Source organism: Pseudomonas sp. PHC1 (assembly GCF_046487845.1).
Taxonomy (GTDB): Bacteria; Pseudomonadota; Gammaproteobacteria; order Pseudomonadales; family Pseudomonadaceae; genus Aquipseudomonas; species Aquipseudomonas sputi.
In genome coordinates this window covers 186,815-204,748 of the sequence record NZ_JBJXHJ010000003.1, presented here as the reverse complement: position 1 = coordinate 204,748, position 17,934 = coordinate 186,815, and the positions used below count along the sequence as shown (strand labels likewise).

The 17,934-nt window shown below is 62.4% G+C and carries 15 protein-coding genes; all 15 read right to left on the bottom strand.

The genetic code is table 11. The features are described 5' to 3' along the window. Window positions 1-11 precede the first annotated feature (11 nt). On the bottom strand, window positions 12-896 hold the full coding sequence (locus ACKJSM_RS05950) for a glycosyltransferase (protein ID WP_410236914.1): 885 nt from the start codon (window positions 894-896) through the stop codon (window positions 12-14). After that, window positions 893-2,047, bottom strand: a complete 1,155-nt coding sequence (locus ACKJSM_RS05945; RefSeq protein WP_410236913.1) for a glycosyltransferase — start codon at window positions 2,045-2,047, stop codon at window positions 893-895. The genes ACKJSM_RS05950 and ACKJSM_RS05945 overlap by 4 nt, the downstream gene beginning before the upstream one ends. Beyond that, window positions 2,044-3,489, bottom strand: coding sequence for a PIG-L deacetylase family protein (locus ACKJSM_RS05940; RefSeq protein WP_410236912.1), 1,446 nt, complete (start codon window positions 3,487-3,489; stop codon window positions 2,044-2,046). Before ACKJSM_RS05940 ends, ACKJSM_RS05945 begins: the two co-directional genes overlap by 4 nt. An 8-nt stretch (window positions 3,490-3,497) precedes the next feature. After that, window positions 3,498-4,394: an antimicrobial resistance protein Mig-14 gene (locus ACKJSM_RS05935; RefSeq protein WP_236181165.1), complete on the bottom strand. Its 897-nt coding sequence runs from the start codon at window positions 4,392-4,394 to the stop codon at window positions 3,498-3,500. After that, entirely contained in the window at window positions 4,394-5,524 is a 1,131-nt protein-coding gene (locus ACKJSM_RS05930; protein WP_410236911.1) for a glycosyltransferase, read from the bottom strand. Before ACKJSM_RS05930 ends, ACKJSM_RS05935 begins: the two co-directional genes overlap by 1 nt. Further along, the gene (locus tag ACKJSM_RS05925; protein WP_007952261.1) at window positions 5,508-7,265 is read right to left on the bottom strand and encodes a carbamoyltransferase; all 1,758 of its coding nucleotides are present in this window, start codon (window positions 7,263-7,265) and stop codon (window positions 5,508-5,510) included. The genes ACKJSM_RS05930 and ACKJSM_RS05925 overlap by 17 nt, the downstream gene beginning before the upstream one ends. A gap of 172 nt (window positions 7,266-7,437) precedes the next feature. Beyond that, complete coding sequence (locus ACKJSM_RS05920; protein WP_236181163.1) at window positions 7,438-7,773, bottom strand: YceK/YidQ family lipoprotein; 336 nt, start codon at window positions 7,771-7,773, stop codon at window positions 7,438-7,440. A gap of 159 nt (window positions 7,774-7,932) precedes the next feature. After that, window positions 7,933-9,384: a lipopolysaccharide kinase InaA family protein gene (locus ACKJSM_RS05915; protein WP_410236909.1), complete on the bottom strand. Its 1,452-nt coding sequence runs from the start codon at window positions 9,382-9,384 to the stop codon at window positions 7,933-7,935. Further along, window positions 9,384-10,136, bottom strand: coding sequence for a lipopolysaccharide kinase InaA family protein (locus ACKJSM_RS05910; RefSeq protein WP_236181161.1), 753 nt, complete (start codon window positions 10,134-10,136; stop codon window positions 9,384-9,386). The genes ACKJSM_RS05915 and ACKJSM_RS05910 overlap by 1 nt, the downstream gene beginning before the upstream one ends. Next, the gene (locus ACKJSM_RS05905; protein WP_236181160.1) at window positions 10,133-10,867 is read right to left on the bottom strand and encodes a lipopolysaccharide kinase InaA family protein; all 735 of its coding nucleotides are present in this window, start codon (window positions 10,865-10,867) and stop codon (window positions 10,133-10,135) included. Before ACKJSM_RS05905 ends, ACKJSM_RS05910 begins: the two co-directional genes overlap by 4 nt. Beyond that, window positions 10,867-11,673: a lipopolysaccharide core heptose(I) kinase RfaP gene (rfaP, locus tag ACKJSM_RS05900; RefSeq protein ID WP_108559264.1), complete on the bottom strand. Its 807-nt coding sequence runs from the start codon at window positions 11,671-11,673 to the stop codon at window positions 10,867-10,869. Before rfaP ends, ACKJSM_RS05905 begins: the two co-directional genes overlap by 1 nt. Beyond that, window positions 11,674-12,795, bottom strand: coding sequence for a glycosyltransferase family 4 protein (locus ACKJSM_RS05895; protein ID WP_410236908.1), 1,122 nt, complete (start codon window positions 12,793-12,795; stop codon window positions 11,674-11,676). Next, window positions 12,795-13,856 (bottom strand): lipopolysaccharide heptosyltransferase I, encoded by a 1,062-nt coding sequence (waaC, locus tag ACKJSM_RS05890; RefSeq protein ID WP_410236906.1) that lies wholly within the window; start codon window positions 13,854-13,856, stop codon window positions 12,795-12,797. Before waaC ends, ACKJSM_RS05895 begins: the two co-directional genes overlap by 1 nt. A 1-nt stretch (window position 13,857) precedes the next feature. After that, complete coding sequence (gene waaF, locus ACKJSM_RS05885; protein ID WP_197869262.1) at window positions 13,858-14,892, bottom strand: lipopolysaccharide heptosyltransferase II; 1,035 nt, start codon at window positions 14,890-14,892, stop codon at window positions 13,858-13,860. Between the two features lie 51 nt (window positions 14,893-14,943). Continuing rightward, window positions 14,944-17,883: a bifunctional [glutamate--ammonia ligase]-adenylyl-L-tyrosine phosphorylase/[glutamate--ammonia-ligase] adenylyltransferase gene (glnE, locus tag ACKJSM_RS05880; RefSeq protein WP_410236905.1), complete on the bottom strand. Its 2,940-nt coding sequence runs from the start codon at window positions 17,881-17,883 to the stop codon at window positions 14,944-14,946. Window positions 17,884-17,934: the final 51 nt, after the last annotated feature.

Genomic DNA, 17,934 nt, shown 5'->3' with positions numbered 1-17,934 from the left:
CGACAACGACCTCAGTCTTTTTCCAGCGGCGAAAACAGTAACCGGCTCAGCCCGCGCCAGGTCTTCTTGTTCCAGGCCTTGAAAGGAATCTGCGCCAGCAGCTCCCGCGCCAGCTTGCGGTCACGGTTGGCGGTTTTCAGGAACATCGAATTGAGCGACTTGTAGCGCACTTCGTCGTACAGCGGATGATCGCTGAACAGCGCGTAGGTGCGCAGGATGTTTTCGATCATGAATCGGTGGTTCTTGTAGGAGTTGGTGGCGTGCTTGCGGTAGCGCGCCATCACCACGTTCAGGCCGTCAATGAAGTAACCGGCGCGGGTGATTTTCAACTCGATGTACAGATCCTCAAGCCGAATCGTCGGATCGAAGCCACCCACCTTGTCCAGCGCCTCACGACGGATCATCAGGGTCGGTGCCGGCGGATACGGCTTGCGTTCCAGAAACATGTCATCGAAATCCAGACGCCGGAACGGCACGTCCCGGCGCTGACGTTTTTCCGGGTAGAGGTTGCCGTCGGCGTCCATCAGCTCGATGTTGCCGGCGCAAATGCCCACTTCCGGCTTGCCATCCATATAAGCGACCTGTGTCGCGATACGGTCCGGGTACATGATGTCGTCGGAACCGAACGGTACGATCAGGCTGCCTTTGGCCCGCGCGATCGCGCCGTTGAGCGTATTGGTCAGCCCCTGGTTCTGCTGCACCCGGAAGTCGAAGCCGTGCTGTTCCTGCAAGGCCTGGATACGCTCGACGCTGTCGTCCCTCGAACCGTCGTCGACCACCAGCAGCTCGATGTTCTTGTAGGTCTGGTTCAGGACGCTGAGGATGCTTTCCTCGATGTACGGCCCGTGGTTGTAGGACGCGATGATGACGGTGACGAGGGGTTGCTCGGCGCTCATGGCTGTTCCTTGCGGGCCTGCTCAAGGCCGGAGTCGATCAGGTTCAGGTATTCCTGGCGGAAGACTTCGATGTCGTGCTGTTCCTGCAAATAGCGGTAAGCCTGCTCACCCTTGGCCTTGAGCTCGTCATCCGACAGCGCGAGGTAGGTGTCCAGTGCCGCCATCAGGCTTGGCACGTCCTTGGGCGTGATCGACAAGCCACCGGCACCTTCGATCAGCGGCAGCATGGCCGGCACGTTCGAGGCAATCACCGGCAGGTGCCCGCTCATGCCTTCCAGCAAGGCCAGACCCAGGCCTTCGGCCAGCGACGGCATGGTCCAGATATCGAACGCACGCACGTATTGCAGGGCGTTTTCCTTGAAGCCCAGCAGATGCGCCCGGCCGCTCAGGCCCAACTGTTCAATCTCGGCGGCCAACGGCGCCTGCAGGCGTCCGGCACCAATGATGGCCAGCTGGGTGTTCGGGTATTTGTCTTTGAGTTGGGCGAAAGCCTGCAACAGATAAGTGTGGCCCTTGACCGACACCAGCCGCCCCAGCGCCCCGATCAGGCGCACCTTCGGATCGATGCCCAGCAACTCGCGCGCACGTTCGCGGCTGTGCTGCAAACCCTCGGCCTGTTCGATGTCGATGGCGTTGGTGATTGCGTACGTGTTCTGGTCAGTGAAACCGCATTCGCAGTCCAGCAAATACTGTTTGACCGCCGGCGACACGCCGACAAAACGCCAGTGCCGGTCGATCAGGCGCTGAGTCTGACGACGACGGTAGAAGCGGTCGTACTCGCCGAAGCCGTGGGAAATGCCGATGCACAATGGCACTTTCAACCAGCGGTTGAGCGTCAGCATCATGTTCACCGGTTTGAAACGGTTGCAGATCACCACGTCGAACTTTTCCCGGCGGCAGAACTTGTACAGCTGCCACATCGCCCGCAGACGCATGCCCTTGAGGGACTTGTCGGAAAACTCGAAATACACCGAACGGTCGGCCCGGCTGACGGCTTCGCCCGGCCCGGGCTTGCCGCGCAGGAAGGCGGCGGTCACTTCGTAACGATCGGTTGGCAGTGCCTTGACGATCTGTTCGGCGAGGTCGGCGAAATCATGGGATTTGACGTTGTAGTCGGGCTGCAGCTGCAGCACCTTTGCGCGTTGACTCATACCTCTCCCTGGGGCGATCCCGTCGCCCCTGTTTCGCTCTGCTTCAGTACCCAGAACAACTCCTGGCGCCTGACCGCTTTGCGGAAAAATTCGTTCTCGCCGTAGACCGACGGACGCCGACCGGCCAGCAGTCGCTGAAACAACCGGCGCAGGCGACGCTTGAACGGCGCGGGAGGTTGCAGGTCATGCATCATGCCCAGCGCCATGGCCTTGTCCCGTTGCAGTTCGATCGACAGCGGCAGGCACAGCGGCTGCATTGCGAGGGTCGCCTCGAACGTCGGCGGCAAGGCGATGCCCTCCCCGCTGTCGCCCATCGGCCAGCGGTCGTTGTCGTGCAAGTGGTTGGCGTAACCGAGCAAGGTCGGTTGCCAGTCAAGGCCGCGCAAGGCTTCCAGCACGGCTTCCTGGGCGCAGATGTGATCGGGATGCGGATCGAGCGTCGGGTGCGGCAGCACGATCACATCCGGGCGCGCACGCAACAGCACGTCACGCAGGTCGGCCAGCAGATTGTTCCAGGTCGGCGCGCCATCGGCATCGCCGGGCAAGGCAAACGGATTGAGCTGACGGAACATCCGCGTGTCGTTCAGATCGGCTTCCCGCGAGCCCACCGGTTGATTCGGCGCAGCCTGCATCGCCGCCAGTTGCAGGCAGAAATACCCGAGCTGCACGCAGTGTTCCTGCGGCACACCGGCCCAGCGCGGTACGGCCAGGCTGTCCCAGGCGCGCAGACGCCCCTTGAGCCGCGCCGCCTCGACCTTGTTCAGGCCCATCTGTCGATAGTGTTCGGCTTCGATCTCGCCGGCGGTCAGGGTCACGACCCAGGCTTCCTTGGCCTGACTGTACAGACCGTAGGCGGCCAGTTCGGCATCGTCAGCGTGCGGGGCGATGACCATCACCCGCTGCTGGCGGTAGTCCGGCTGCTCCAGCGCCCACAGCACCGGCTCGCCAGACACCCGGCAAAAGCGCCCGCGCAGGCGCAACTGGCCTTGCGACAGGGCCTGCGCCTGACCGCTGAGATTCAGATAGCGCAGGCCGTTGACGCCGCGCTCGAACGTCTGCGCATCGGGATGGGTGCCACCGGTCAACTCGACTCGCGGATCGAAGAAGCGTCCCAGCCAGCTGCTTTTAACCTTCACAGCGAGGATCAGCGTAGCGTCGTCCACCAGCATCACGCCCTCGTCGAGACGCAACTGTTCGCCGTTCAAATGCACCTTGGGCTGCGGGGTGAACGGCGGAAAGCTGTATTGGTAATCGTCTTTCGGCGAATAGAACAGGTGATCGGCAAACCACGCCTCATGGGCCATCCAGCCGAGCACCGCCAGCACCAGCGGCAGCCACCAGGCCACCAGCACGCCAAGGGCGATCAACACGATCAGTGCGATCAGCAGGCCGATTCGTTTGTTGCGCCGGTGACGCTTGAGCAGTTGCTGTTTGCGGCTCATGGGCTGACTCATACGGTGAAGACCGGCACAGGATTGCACCAGCGATCCTTGTATTCACGGTCGGCGCGACCGAAGGAAAAGCGCAGCGGCTTGTTCAGCGCTCGCGCCTGTTCCCAGGCACTTTGCGTGTTGAGGAAACTCAGGACGCTGCCGGGGCTGAACTCACGGGTTTCAGGATCGACACCGCCGTTGATGTACTCGACGCTGATCCACTCCGGTGCTTCGACGCGGTAGACCAGTTGAATGGCGATCGGCGCGTCGTTGAGGAAGATCACCGAACCGATCAACAGCTCGCGCAGCAGCTCGATGACTTCCGCCATCCGCGCCGCGCCAGTGGCCGGGAAACCCCAGCGGCGCTGGAACAGGTCGCAATAAATGGCTGCCAGTTCAGCACTCGAGAACTCACTGACCGGCCGCACCACGCCGCCCGCCTCTTCCAGCAGGCGCAGTTCACGACGCTGGTTGTAGCGAAACTTCTTCGACAGTTCTTCGGGCGTACGGGCCATGGCCAGTTGCTCGGTCTGCAACTTGAGGCCGCTGAAACGGTTTTCGTTGAGTGCCGACAGGTAGCGACCACGATGGCGCAGCGGCGCCTGGGCATCGGCGGCGGCCGGCAGGATCAGTTCGGCGTTGCCGAGGTCGAACAGGCCTTTCTTGCCGTTGCGCTTGAGCACGTCCTTGGACAAGGCCAGGTCGCGGCCCCAGGTCGGGATCGCGGCTTTGACTTCGCCCTGCTGCTCCCAGGCCAGATAGCGCACCGGAATGCCGGCCAGACCCGCCAGACGCTCGACCACCATGGGATGAGTCGCGACGCTGCCGCCAAAACGCTGCCAGGCCTGTGCATAAGTTGAGGCGTCAACGGGCGACCAGCCACGTTCGCGCCAGCCCTGAAATCGGTTGAGCATCAGCCCCTCGGTGCCAGATCGGTAACTTGCGGCAAATGCCAGAAGGTGTCGCGTACGGCGCGGTCGGAAAAGCGCTCGCGCAGGCGGTCGAACATCATCTCGGCGCATTGACGACGCTGCTGCTCGTCCATGCCGGCCAGATGTTTCAGCCCCTGGGCCAGATGTTCGGCATCGCCCAGCGGAAACAGAATCCCGACGCCTTCGACCACTTCCTTCGCCCCGCCGCACGCCGTGGCCAGCAACGGCACGCCGGCGGCCATGGCCTCCAGCAGCACCATGCCGAACGGTTCGTGGTCGGAGCTCAGGGCAAACACATCGAACGCCCGGAAGTAATTGCGCGCGTCCGGTACCTGACCGAGGAACAGCACACGATCACCGACGCCCAGTTCACGGGCCAACGCCTTGAGTTCATCCTCGAGACGGCCCTTGCCGAGAATCACCAACTGGCTGTTGGCCGGCAGACCGGGCAACGCCGCAGCAAAACCGTGCAGCAGCGTGGCCTGATCCTTGTCCGGGTGCAGACGTCCGACGTTGCCGACAATGAATGCATCCGCCGACAGACCGAGGGTCTCGCGGGCTTCACGGGCGGACACCTGACTCATCTGCAACGTCGGGACATCGATGCGGTTGTAGAGGGTCTGGATGCGCGCCACCGGCCATTTCGGCAGGCAGCGGCGCATGTCGTCGCGTACGGCATCGGACACGCCGAGCAGGCTCAGACGCTTGCGGAAAATGTGCGCAAACAGTTTGCGCGAACCGCGCTGGTAATCGCCAAACGCGTGATGCACGCCAATCACCGGCAGCGAAGTGCCGAGCAAGGCGATATAGATCGGCTTGAAGCGATGGGCGATGCAGAAACTGAAATTGCGGGAAGCGGCGATCTTGCGCAGATCGCCGATGGCGCCCAGCTTCAGGCCACGAATGGCCTTGGAGCTGTATTCCATGAACAACACTTCATCGGAGGCGCAGGCCGCGGCCACCTCGCTATCGGCCGGCCCGGTCAGAAAGACCGTGGTGACCCGATAACCGGTGCCCGCGAACAGGCTGGCGTACTGCCGCGCGCAGTCCAGGAACGGCCCGTCATAGCCGTGACAGAACTGCAGCACATGGCGTTCAGCCGAGCGTGTCATAAGCGTTAGCGCCTTCTTTGACCACCAGGATGTCTTCCATGATCAGGTACTGCAGATCCGAGCCGAAGAACATGTTCAGGGCGTCGGTCGGCGAGCAGATCATCGGTTCACCACGACGGTTGAGCGAGGTGTTCAGGGATACGCCGTTACCGGTCAGCACTTCCAGAGCCTTCATCATGTCGTAGTAGCGCGGATTGTACTCACGCTTGAGCACCTGGGCCCGGGACGTGCCGTCTTCGTGGACGACTTCCGGTACGCGGGTCTTCCACTCTTCAGCCACTTCGAAGGTGAAGGTCATGAACGGCGCCGGGTGATCGATCTTGATCATCTGTGGTGCCACGGTGTCGAGCATCGACGGGCAGAAAGGCCTCCAGCGCTCGCGGAACTTGATCTGGTGATTGATGCGGTCAGCCACGCCAGCCACGCTCGGGCAACCGATGATCGAACGACCGCCCAGTGCACGCGGACCGAACTCCATGCGGCCCTGGAACCAGGCCACCGGATTGCCATCGACCATGATTTTGGCGATCTGCTCCGGCATGTTGTCGAGCTTGCGCCAGGTTGGCTTGTTCTCGTGACGGGCGCACGCGGCGATCACGTCTTCGTTGCTGTACGACGGGCCGAGGTAGACGTGTTCCATCTTCTCGACCGGCACGCCACGGGCGTTCGACACATAGGCAGCTGCGCCGACTGCGGTGCCGGCATCGCCGGAGGCAGGCTGTACGAACAGTTCCTTGACGTCGTCACGGGCGATGATTTTCTGGTTGAGCTTGACGTTCAGCGCACAGCCACCGGCGTAGGCCAGCTTGCCGGTTTCCTTGAGCACGTCGCCCAGGTAGTAGTCGATCATCTGCAGCGCGATTTTTTCGAACAGCGCCTGAATGCTGGCGGCGTAGTGGATGTACGGCTCGTCGGCGATGTCGCCTTCGCGCTTCGGACCCAACCACTCGATCAGCTTCGGCGAGAAGTAGTAACCCTTGCCCTTCTCTTTATAACGACGCAGGCCGATCACGTTGGCGTAATCGGTATTGATCACCAGCTCGCCGTTCTCGAACGAGGCCAGGCGCGAGAAATCGTATTTGCTGGCGTCGCCGTACGGCGCCATGCCCATGACCTTGAACTCGCCATCGAGCATGTCGAAACCGAGGAACTCGGTGATCGCGCCATACAGGCCGCCGAGGGAGTCCGGATCGAAGAATTCCTTGATCTTGTGGATCTTGCCGTTCTCGCCATAACCGAAGAAGGTCGTGGCGTACTCGCCCTTGCCGTCGATGCCGAGGATCGCGGTTTTCTCTTTGAAACCCGAGCAGTGGTAGGCGCTGGAAGCGTGGGCCAGGTGGTGTTCAACCGGCTCGATCTTGATTTTCTTCGGATCGAAGCCCAGTTGCTCCAGGCACCAGACGATTTTGTTGCGATAGCGCTTGTAGCGACGGTTGCCCATCAGGATGGCGTCGAGTGCACGGTCCGGGGCGTACCAGTAACGCTTGGCGTACTGCCAGCGAGCCTTGCCGAAAATGCTGATCGGAGCGAACGGAATCGCCACCACGTCAACGTCGGACGGCTTGATGCCGGCCTGCTCCAGACAGAACTTCGCCGATTCGTAGGGCATGCGGTTCTTTGCATGTTTATCGCGTACGAAGCGCTCTTCCTCAGCCGCCGCGACCAGCTTGCCGTCGATGTACAAGGCTGCTGAAGGATCATGGCTAAGGGCGCCGGACAGGCCAAGAATCGTCAATGCCACAGGGGTCTAGCCTCTTTAGTCTGCATTCAGGCGCGATGCGCCTTGAAAAATGATGTGCCCTCGCACCGGGCGAGAGACAGCTAAAGGGCGGGATTATAGCGTAAACGTGGCGGGAATGACCCTGTGCGAATTGCCCCATGTCGTTCAACCCACAGAACCCTTGTCCATGGGCCTATCCACGGCCTGGCCGCCAATAAATACTGATATTCCCGTCCACCGCCTGGCGATAGATCGTATACGGCAAAAACGCCGTGTCGAAGACGCCGGACAGGGTCAGGTCGAGCAGGACGACCGGCACCAGAATGCCGGTAGGGTCGGGCGGCGCGTGCAGCAGGCAGAAATCATGGGCAAGCCCGCTGTAGAGGCGCGGAATCGACTGACAGTAGGTTTTCTGTTTGCGCAGGCCACGCGTGGCAGCCGCGTCGTCCTGCAACACCGTGACAGCGGTGCCGCAGCCGGACAACGCCAGGAAACATGCGCCAAGGGTAATAGCGTTTTTGATGGTCAAGATTTGCCCTCCGGGATCGTCGGGGCAAACTAGCATCGGGGTTTTGCAAAGGGCAGTTCATGGGTTCCGGAAAGGCCGTAGGACAAGTCACAAGGATTTGTCGCTACAACCCTCACCCGGATTCAACTGCAGAAATGCCCTACACGCTGGCGAAAGTAATCATGCAGCGCCCGACACATCCCTGGGCAAACGCTGATCAATCACCTGATACAGCGCACTGTTCTCAGGCCAGTTGCGCATGAACCGCGCGCGATCCCGGGCATAGGCCGGGGCGAAACTGCCCAGCGAGCCGTGCTGGCACATCGAATCCAGATCGATCAGCGCCCAGCGGTCTTCCTGCCAGAACAGGTTGTGCCCCTTGAAGTCGCCGTGGCTGATACGTTCGGCGATCAGCCGGGCAAACAGTTGGTCCAGGGCCTGCAATTCGGCTTCCGGCGCCGCGCCGCTTTCGACGTAAGGCGCAAAACGCTCGATGATGTCCGGCCCGGCCAGGTACTCGGTGATCAGATAGGCCTTGCTGCGCAGCCAGAAAAACCGTGTTTCCAGCACCGCCAGCGGTTTTGGCGTGGCGATGCCGAGGAACATCAGACGATTGCCTTCGCGCCAGGAGTGCCAGGCGCGGCTCGGACGCCAGAAACGCTTGAGCCAATGGGCAAAATTCTTGATGTTGTAACGCTTGATCACCAGCGCACGCCCGGCAACCTCGACCTTGCCGACACTGGCCGCGCCGCCGGTTTTGTACAGGTGGCCCTGATCGAGCAAGGCATCGGCCTGCTCCAGCACCGGCTGCATCGCGGACTCTTCCTCGCGGCGAATTGCCCGCAAACCAAAAGCACCGCGCTTGACGCTGAACAGCGTGCATTCACGACCGACCTTGATCAGGTAATCCTTCAAGCGCCAGGCGCGCACCTTGTCGATCTGCTTTTGCAAGGCTTCCAGTGGCAGCGCGTGTTCGCTGTTGCTCAGCAGGTAATACACCAGCAATTCTTCGGTGAACGGCTCGAGCGACTTGGGCAACTGGGCAAAGAACACCCCGAGATTTTCCAGCACTTTCTGCCGGGACAACGGCTGGCCAACAGTCTCCGCACGGATACCCGCGCCATCAATCAAATACAGATGACCGCCGTGGCGCAGCAGGTTGTCCAGGTGCAGGTCTTCCTGCCACAGGCCCTTGCCGTGCAACTGACCGATCGCGCCGAGCGCTTCGGCCAGCACCGCCGATTGTTCATCCGCCAAAACCGGCAGGGATTCGACCTTGCTCCAGGCATCACCCAGGCTTTCGGCGCCTTCAAGGAACTCGAACAGCAACCAGCCGCCTTCGCCATCCTTCAGGCCATCGGCCAGCAACAACGGCGTGGTCATGCCCTGAGCGGCGAGCAACTTCACGCCTTCCAGTTCACGCTGAAAGTGCCGCGCGGCCTTGTTGCCGACCAGCAATTTGGCCAGCACCGGACGTCCGCGCCACACACCGGCACCGACGTAACGCTGCCCCGGCAACACCCGCAACAGACTGAGCAATTGCAAATCGGCAGCGCCCGCCGCATCGGCCAGCGAAACCGTCAGCGGCAGACTCGGCGTGCGCCCGGCATTTTTCAGGTCGGACAGCTGCATCAGCGGGTCTCCTTGCGACTGCGCCGCGCAGTCAGCCGCGTGACCCAGGCATCCACCAGCGAACTGTCCGTCGCCTGATCGAGATACGCCGCCAGCAGCTCACGCAATTGCGCTTCGCTCCACTCCGGCGCACGGCGCAGCAGTGGCTCCAGGTCCTTGACCCGGTCACGCAGGCCGAACAGCAACGGGCGGGTCTTTTCCAGGTCAATCAACTGCGCCAGATAGCCATCGCCCTCGGCGCGCAGAAAAATGTGCTTGGGATAGAAGCAGCCGTGTACCTGACGCATGCCGTGGAGGTGGCGCGCCAACAGTCCGCAAGACTTGAGAATTGCCGATTGCTGCGCAACCTCCAGGTCCGACCAGCGCTGCAACAGCGAATCGAGATCGTCCCAGCCGTCCAGCGCGCGGGTCAGCAGGATCGCTCGGACTTCGCCGTTGACCTTGCGCTCACCGAAGAACGCCGCCTGCAACGCCGGAATGCCAAGCTTGTTGTAACGACTGATGTTGCGAAACTCCCGGGCGAACGTCGGCTCGCCGAATGGCGCGTGCAAGGTGCGGGTCAGGTAATTGCACTGGCGCTTGAGGTAATAGCCATGCCCTTCCAGCTCCAGACGAAACACGCTGCTCCAGCCGCCGCCATCGGTGTTGGGCTCATCCACGGCGTCGAGCTGCTTGGACCACAGCGCATCGAACGTGCCGAGACCATTGCGCTCCAGGAGCGCACGGTCTTCAGCAGCCAGAAAATCAGTCATTCGCGTCCCTCGAAAAATCTCACCACGTGGCGAATCCGTTGCTTGTCGGCGGCATTCAGCCGATCACATCCACGGTATTGCAGGTAGAAGCGCAGGCGCTGGGTGTTCGACAGGTGATACTTGGCGACCTTGTCGAGGCAGGCCAGATCCTTGGTGATCCGGTACTTGAGCCAGAAACCGCGCCAGAAATCGCCGTTCGGGCAGTCGATTAAAAACAGCTGCGCCTGATCGTCGATCAGCAGGTTGCGCCACTTCAGATCGTTATGGGTGAAGCGGTGGTCGTGCATGACGCGGGTATAACCGGCCAGTTGCCGGCTGACGCCGTCGACCCAGGCGCGATCCTTGAGCTTGGGATCGTTGCGCTCGGCCAGTGCCGACAGGTCTTCGGTGCGCGGCAGTTCACGGGTGATCATCGCCCCGCGATCGTAAGCCATGCCTTTGCGTTCCAGCCCCCACGCCACGACTTCAGCCGTGGGAATGCCCCACTTGGCGAAGCGCTTGAGGTTTTGCCACTCCATCTTCACCCGGGGCTTGCCCAGATAACGCCGCAGGCCCTTGCCGGCACCGCTGTAGCGCTTGACGTAATAGTTGACGCCGTTGAGCTGCACGCGAATGACTTCGGACAAGGGATCGCGGGTCAGGCGCTCGCCCTGAAGGGCGAATACCGCTTCGAGGCTACCGAAATACTGCGCAAGTTCACGGTACTCAGGCTCCAGATTCCAACCCGCCATCAGAGCGCATCCCCGTAGCGTTGCTTGCGCGCGTAGAGCTTGTTGGCCTTGCCTTCGAGCCAGCTCAGCAACGGCGCTTCTTCAGCCAGGATCTGGCGCAGCGGTTGCTGGAAGTAGCCTTTGAGGAAGCGCAATTTGTCACGACGGGTCAGGCCGATGTCCAGCGCAGAGAAGTACAGCGCCGCCAGATCCTTGTTGCGCCAGCGCTGGGTGATCGCCGGACGGGTCTGGGCACGGTGCAGGTCGATCACCGAGAGTTTGAAATCTTCCGGGGTGACCGGTTTGTCGGTGTGCAGCAGAAAGTGGCAGATGTAGCAGTCGCGGTGATTGACCCCGGCGCGGTGCATCATGCCGGTCATGCGCGCAACCTCGGCGATCAGCGCCCGCTTGAGTTTCGGCTGCGGTGGCTGCTTGACCCAGTCGATGCTGAAGTCTTCGAGACTGATGGTCGGCGCCAGTTCTTCGGTGACGATGAACGAATGCTGATCCGCCGGGTTGCTGCCCTTCTCGCCGTACGCGACGGCGGTCATGGTCGGCACACCGACTTCCTGCAAACGCTGGATGGCTTTCCACTCCTGGCCCGCGCCGAGTACCGGCAGCTTGGCGGTCAGCAGGTTCTTGAAGATCTCGCCCCAGCCGATACCGCGGTGAATCTTGACGAAAAAGCCATTGCCGTCGACTTCCGTGCGCAACGTCCGGCGGGCTTCCAGCTCGCGGTACACCTCGCCCTGCAAGCCCTCGACCTCGGCGAACGGGTCGCGCCCGGCCCACAGGCTCTTGAACGGTTCAGCCAGCATCAACTTCATTTAAGCGTGCTCCGCCAGAATCACATCGGCCGCGTGCTGCGGCATGCTGTAGAGGTCGGCCGTCTCGGCGAAGGCCAGACCGTTGCGGCTCCAGGCCGCCCGTGCAGCGTCGTCGTTCAACATGTCAGTCAGGTATTGCGTCAGTTGCGTCTGATCAAACGGCTCGTCCAGCACGCGCCCGGCATCGGCCTCGGCAATGTAATGGGCATAACCGCAGACCGCGCTGACCAGCACCGGCAACCCGGCGACCAGCGCTTCAAGCAGCACCGTGCCGGTGTTTTCGTTGTACGCCGGGTGAATCAACAGATCGGCGCCGAGCAGGAAACGCGGGATATCGCTGCGCCCCTTGAGGAACGTCACGTTGTCGCCCAGGCCCAGCGTTGCACTCTGCATCTGGAACAATTTGGGGTCATCCTGGCCGATTACAAACAGCCGGGTGCGTGTCTTCAGCTCGGCAGGCAGCGCGGCCAGCGCTTTCAGGCTGCGATCGACGCCCTTGGTCTTGAACCCGGAGCCGATCTGCACCAGCAGCAGTTCGTCGTCCTTGAGGTTGAATTCGGCGCGGAAACCGGCGCGAATCTGGTCGGCATCCGCCGGACGGCGACGATCCTGAGCGATACCCGGCGGCAGCAGGTGGAAGCGCTCCAGCGGCGTGTCGTAATGCTTGATGAACAGCGGCTGCTGGACTTCGGAAATCATCAGCACTTCGGTTTTCGCATCCTTGGCGAACACGGCGCGCTCGTATTCGGCGAAGTGGCGGTAGCGGCCCCAGCGGCGATACAGCGAATGGCGCAAGTTCTGCGCCTTGTCTTCGAAGCACCCGTCAGCGGCGTAATAGACGTCCAGCCCCGGCATCTTGTTGAAGCCGATCAGGCGATCCACCGGGCGTTTGGCCAGGTCCGCTTCCATCCACGCGCTGAGTTTTTCGTTGCGCCGATGATTGAAGAACGCCTTGACCGGCGCCACCAGCACTTCGAAACCGGGCGGCACGTCACCTTCCCAGATCAGGGTGTAGACGCGAATTTGATGGCCGCGCTTCTGGCATTCGAGGGCGATGCGCATGAAATCGCGCTGCAAACCGCCGAACGGGAAATATTTGTACAGGACAAAAGCCAATTGCATCAGCGCAGCTCCTCAGCCATCAACAACGTGCTCAGTCGGCTGGCAACACGCTCGGGATTCAGACGCGTGAAGCACAGGGGCCACTCGCGTTTCAGGTCAAACTGACGGGCATCCTGCGCGGTCGGTTGATACGTACATTTCTTTTGCAGGCACGGCGCGCACGGGAAATCGCTGCCGAGGTGAATCTGCAGCTCGCCGTAGGCGCCGGTCAGGCCCGGATTGGTCGGGCCGAACAGGGAAATCGTCGGCACATCCAGCGCTGCGGCCAGATGGCCGAGACCGGTGTCCACCGCGACGCAGGCCTGGGCGCCGGCCAGCACCTTGCCGACCCCGGCCAGGTTCAGCTTCGGCAGCACTTCGGCGTGTTTGAAACCGGCGGCGATGCGCTCGGCCCGTGCCTTTTCCAGCGGGTTGCCCCACGGCAGTCTGATCCCGACGCCGAGGTAGCCGACTCGCTCGGTCAGCTCGCGCCAGTAGGCCTCCGGCCAGTGTTTGGTGTCCCAGGTGGTGCCGTGGAGGAACACCACGTAGGCATTCTTGCGCGGCAATTCGACCAGGCGCTCAACGTTGAGGCCGTAATCGCCCAGCCCCTTGGGCAAGTCGTAACCCAAAGCAATCGCGAACAACTGGCGCACGCGCTCGACGGCGTGCTGCCCACGGGCCACCGCCAGTTTGCGGTCATAAAAACGCGCGGCGATCGGCTCACGGGCCGAGCCCTTGTCGAGACCGGCCACCGGAGCTTTGACGTAGCGAGTCAGCCAGGCACTTTTCAGCAGGCCCTGAGCATCGATCACCAGGTCATATTTGTTCGCCCGAACGGATTGCTTGAAACGCTTCCATTCGCCGCTGGTGATGGTTTTCCAGAGGTTTTTGCGCCAGCGGCGGATCGCCACCGGAATCACCTTGCCCACGGCCGGGTGCCAGGTCGGAATCTCGGCGAAACCTTCTTCCACCACCCAGTCGAACTTGATCCCGGGAATCGCCCGGGCGGCGTCGGTCAGCGCCGGTAACGCATGAATCACGTCGCCCAGCGATGAAGTCTTGATCAGCAATACCCGCAAGTTAATGAACCTCGACCACAGAGCCCTGCAAACGCTGCAAGGCATCGTTGACCGCGTCCGGCATCAGCTGGCGCAGGCAGTTGTAATGGCCGAAACGGCAGGTGCGATCGAAGCAAGGGCTGCAATCGAGGCCCAGACGGACGATTTCCACGTGCTCGGCCAGTGGTGGGGTAAAACCCGGCGAGGTCGAACCGTAGACCGCCACCAAAGGGCGATTCAGCGCAGCAGCCACGTGCATCAGGCCGGAGTCGTTGGAGACCACCGAGTCGGCGCAGGACATCAGGTCGATGGCCTCGGCCAGCGAAGTGCCGCCGCTGAGGTTCACCGATTCCTCGCGCAGCCCCGGAATCAGCCGCGCGCGGATGTCTTCACCGACCGCGTGATCGTTCTTCGAACCGAACAGCCAGACCTGCCAGCCTTCGCGAATCCGCGCCTCGGCGACCTTGGCGTAATGCTCGGACGGCCAGCGCTTGGCTTCGCCGAACTCGGCACCGGGGCACAACACCAGCACCGGGCGGTCGAGGGTCAGGCCGAACCTGGCCAGCGCCGCCTCGCGGGTGACCGGGTCGATTTGCAGGCTCGGGCGTGGATAGGGTTTCGGCAGCTCGGCATTCGGCTCGTAAGCCAGCGCCATGAAACGCTCGATCATCAGCGGATAACGTTCTTTATCCAGCGTGCGCACGTCATTGAGCAGGCCATAGCGGAATTCGCCGCGCCAGCCGGTGCGCTTCGGGATGCCGGCGAAGAACGGCACCAGCGCCGACTTCAACGAGTTCGGCAGCAGGATCGCCTGGTCGTACTGGCCGGCCAGGGATTTGCCGATCCGCCGACGGGTCGCCAGCTCCAGCGCGCCGTGGCCGAGCGGGAAGCTCAAGGCCTTGCGCACTTCGGGCATGCGTTCGAGGATCGGCCGACTCCACTCGGGGGCCAGCACGTCGATTTCGCACTGCGGGTGGCGCTGCTTGAGACACTGAAACAGTGTCTGCGCCATCACCATGTCACCGACCCAACTGGGCCCAACGATCAGAATATTCATGTGGTTTCCATAAACGAACCGGGGAGGCCTTACGCCTCCCCGTCTCGAGAATCAGCTTAGCCCCAGCTCACGCCAGATCCGCATCACCTGCCGCCGTTCGTCCGCGAACTGATCGCCCGGTATCACCCCGGCGTCCTTCTGCAAGGCCTGCCGGTGGGCAGCGGAACGATAGGCCTTGTAGGCCTCGCGCAACAGACTGGCATCTTCGGCAGGCATCAGCCTTTCGTGTTCCAGCTCTTCCAGAATGCGGATATTGTCCGTCCAGCGCAGCAACGGCGGGTGGGCCTGCGACCACGCCAGGGCCGCGTATTGCACCATAAATTCAATATCGACGATACCTCCGGCGTCCTGCTTGAGGTCGAACGGCGCCGTGGCCTCGAAGGCATTCGCCCCGGTACCGGCGGCGGTGCTCTTGCTGCCGAGGTTATCGCGCATCTTGGCGCGCATCTCGCTCACTTCCTGTTGCAGTTTCGCCAGATCCCGCGCCTTGCCCAGCACCTGGGCCCGGACGTTCTCGAACGCCTGGCCGACATCCTGGCTGCCCACCAGCACCCGGGCTCGCACCAGGGCCTGATGTTCCCAGGTCCAGGCTTCGTTTTCCTGATAGCGCGCAAATGCGCCGAGCGAACTGACCAATAACCCGGACGCCCCGGACGGACGCAGGCGCATGTCCACTTCGTACAGCTGGCCGGAGTTGGTCTGCGCCGTCAGCAAGTGGATGATCCGCTGGCCGAGCCGGGTGAAGAACTGCGTGCCATCGATGGGTTTCGGGCCATCGGTTTCGGCCTGCTGATCGCCATCGTGGATGAACACCAGATCCAGGTCCGAACCATGCCCCAACTCGATCCCGCCGACTTTCCCATAACCGACAATGATGAAGCCGGGATCGCACAGCGTGCCATCGGTGCGCAGCGGCGTGCCGTACTTGGCCACGGTCTGGCGCCAGGCCAGGGCCAGCACTTGTTCCAGAATCGCCTCCGCCAGCCAGGTCAGGTAATCGCTGACTTTCATCAACGGCAGGCTGCCGGCGATTTCCGAGGCGGCGACGCGCAAGCGGTGCGCCAGTTTGAAATGGCGCAGGGCCTCCATCTGTTGTTCAAGGTCGTCTTCCGGGATTCGTGTCAGGCGCTCGCGCAACTCGGCGGCCAGTTCCGGCGCCAGCGGCGGCTTGAACAGACGACCTTCGTTGAGCAATTCATCGAGCAGCAGCGGGAAACGGGTGATCTGTTCGGCGATCCACGGACTGGCGGCGCACAACGTCAACAAGCGGCGCAGCGCGCCGGGGTTTTCTGTCAATAGCACCAGATAAGCCGAACGCCGGGCCACCGCTTCGACCAGCGGCAGCACCCGCTCCAGCACCAGATCGGGATTTTCATGCTCCACCGCCTGAGCGAGCAGGCGCGGAATAAAGGCATCGAGACGTTCGCGCCCCAGACGCTGCATCGCCCGCAGTTGCGGGCTGGTACGCAGGCTCGCCAGCGCCCTCAGGGCCTTGGTTGCGTCGGCGAAACCGCCCTCCTCCAGTTGGCGACAGGCCGCCTCTTCGTCCTGGGCCTCTTCCCACAGCGGCAGCCATTCGCCGCCAACCACCACTTCACTCTCGACGCCCGCGTCCTCGTCGGGATCGGCGATCACTTGCGCGAAGTGCCAGGCCACGCGACCGCGCCAGAACATCAGCTTCTCGTGGAACGCCTCCCAGTCGGCGAAACCGAGCATGAACGCGATACGCGCCTGATCCTGAGCGCTGTCCGGCAGCATCTGGGTCTGGCGGTCGGCAATCGCCTGGATCGCGTGTTCGGTGTAACGCAGGAATTCGTAACCTTCGCGCAGCTCGCCGATCACCGCCGGCGGCAGATAGCCCTGCCCTTCGAGCGTGCTCAACACCTTTAATAGAGGCCGCTGTTGCAGACTCAGGTCGCGACCGCCGTGAATCAGTTGAAAGGCCTGGGCGATGAACTCGACTTCACGGATACCGCCGGAGCCAAGCTTGATGTTGTCGGCCATGCCCTTGCGCCGCACTTCCTGCTGGATCAGCTGCTTCATGGTGCGCAGCGCTTCGATCGCCGAGAAGTCCAGATAGCGCCGGTACACGAACGGCCGCAGCATTTCCTGCAATTGCTCGCCCGCCACCTGATCGCCGGCCACCACCCGCGACTTGATCATCGCGTAGCGTTCCCAGTCGCGGCCCTGATCCTGGTAATACTGCTCCAGCGCATTGAAACTCAGCACCAGCGCGCCGGACGATCCATACGGGCGCAGGCGCATGTCGACGCGGAACACGAAACCGTCGACAGTGATCGGATCGAGCGCCTTGATCAGGCGCTGGCCGAGGCGGATGAAGAATTCCTGGTTGTCCAGCGGGCGCTTCACGCCGACGGTTTCGCCGCCCTCGGGGTAGGCGAAGATCAGGTCGATGTCCGAGGACAGGTTCAGCTCGACCGCGCCGAGCTTGCCCATGCCGAGGATCACCATTTGCTGTGGTTCGCCGCTGCGCCGGCCGGTCGGCGTGCCGAACTGGTCGCAATGGCGGCGGTACAACCATTGATAGGCCTGGTCGATGCTGGCATCGGCCATGTCCGAGAGATCGCGGCAGGTCTGCACCAGATCGGCCTGACGGTTGAGGTCGCGCCAGATGATCCGCACCTGATGCCGGGCGCGCTGACGGCGCAGGACGCGGCCCAGTTCATCTTCGGTCTGCGCGGTGCTGACCGCCTGTGCGATCTGCCCACACAATTCGCCGGGGGCGAATGGCCGGTCAAGTTCGCCGGACTGCACCAGCGACAACAACATCAAAGGGTCACGAACGCTCTGTTCAATGACGAAATCGCTGGCGGCACTGACGCGGGCGAACTGCGCCCAGCGTTCCGGCGTCCAGGACGAGAAGCCGTGATCGTCTTCCAGTTGCGCGACGGCCGTACGGAACGACTGCTCCGATCGGCTGACCAACGGCAGGAGAATGGCGGGCAGTTCGGCAAGCGCGGGCAGGGTCATGGTCTATCCTTGATCGGCGTGTAAATGGCCGCTTGTAGTGATGAATGAAAA

Coding starts and splice junctions, on each gene's coding strand:
- ACKJSM_RS05950 (WP_410236914.1), bottom strand. CDS start 896: ATGAGCGCCGAGCAACCCCTCGTCACCGTCATCATCGCGTCCTACAAC.
- ACKJSM_RS05945 (WP_410236913.1), bottom strand. CDS start 2,047: ATGAGTCAACGCGCAAAGGTGCTGCAGCTGCAGCCCGACTACAACGTC.
- ACKJSM_RS05940 (WP_410236912.1), bottom strand. CDS start 3,489: ATGAGCCGCAAACAGCAACTGCTCAAGCGTCACCGGCGCAACAAACGA.
- ACKJSM_RS05935 (WP_236181165.1), bottom strand. CDS start 4,394: ATGCTCAACCGATTTCAGGGCTGGCGCGAACGTGGCTGGTCGCCCGTT.
- ACKJSM_RS05930 (WP_410236911.1), bottom strand. CDS start 5,524: ATGACACGCTCGGCTGAACGCCATGTGCTGCAGTTCTGTCACGGCTAT.
- ACKJSM_RS05915 (WP_410236909.1), bottom strand. CDS start 9,384: ATGCAGCTGTCCGACCTGAAAAATGCCGGGCGCACGCCGAGTCTGCCG.
- ACKJSM_RS05910 (WP_236181161.1), bottom strand. CDS start 10,136: ATGACTGATTTTCTGGCTGCTGAAGACCGTGCGCTCCTGGAGCGCAAT.
- ACKJSM_RS05905 (WP_236181160.1), bottom strand. CDS start 10,867: ATGGCGGGTTGGAATCTGGAGCCTGAGTACCGTGAACTTGCGCAGTAT.
- rfaP (WP_108559264.1), bottom strand. CDS start 11,673: ATGAAGTTGATGCTGGCTGAACCGTTCAAGAGCCTGTGGGCCGGGCGC.
- ACKJSM_RS05895 (WP_410236908.1), bottom strand. CDS start 12,795: ATGCAATTGGCTTTTGTCCTGTACAAATATTTCCCGTTCGGCGGTTTG.
- waaF (WP_197869262.1), bottom strand. CDS start 14,892: ATGAATATTCTGATCGTTGGGCCCAGTTGGGTCGGTGACATGGTGATG.
- glnE (WP_410236905.1), bottom strand. CDS start 17,883: ATGACCCTGCCCGCGCTTGCCGAACTGCCCGCCATTCTCCTGCCGTTG.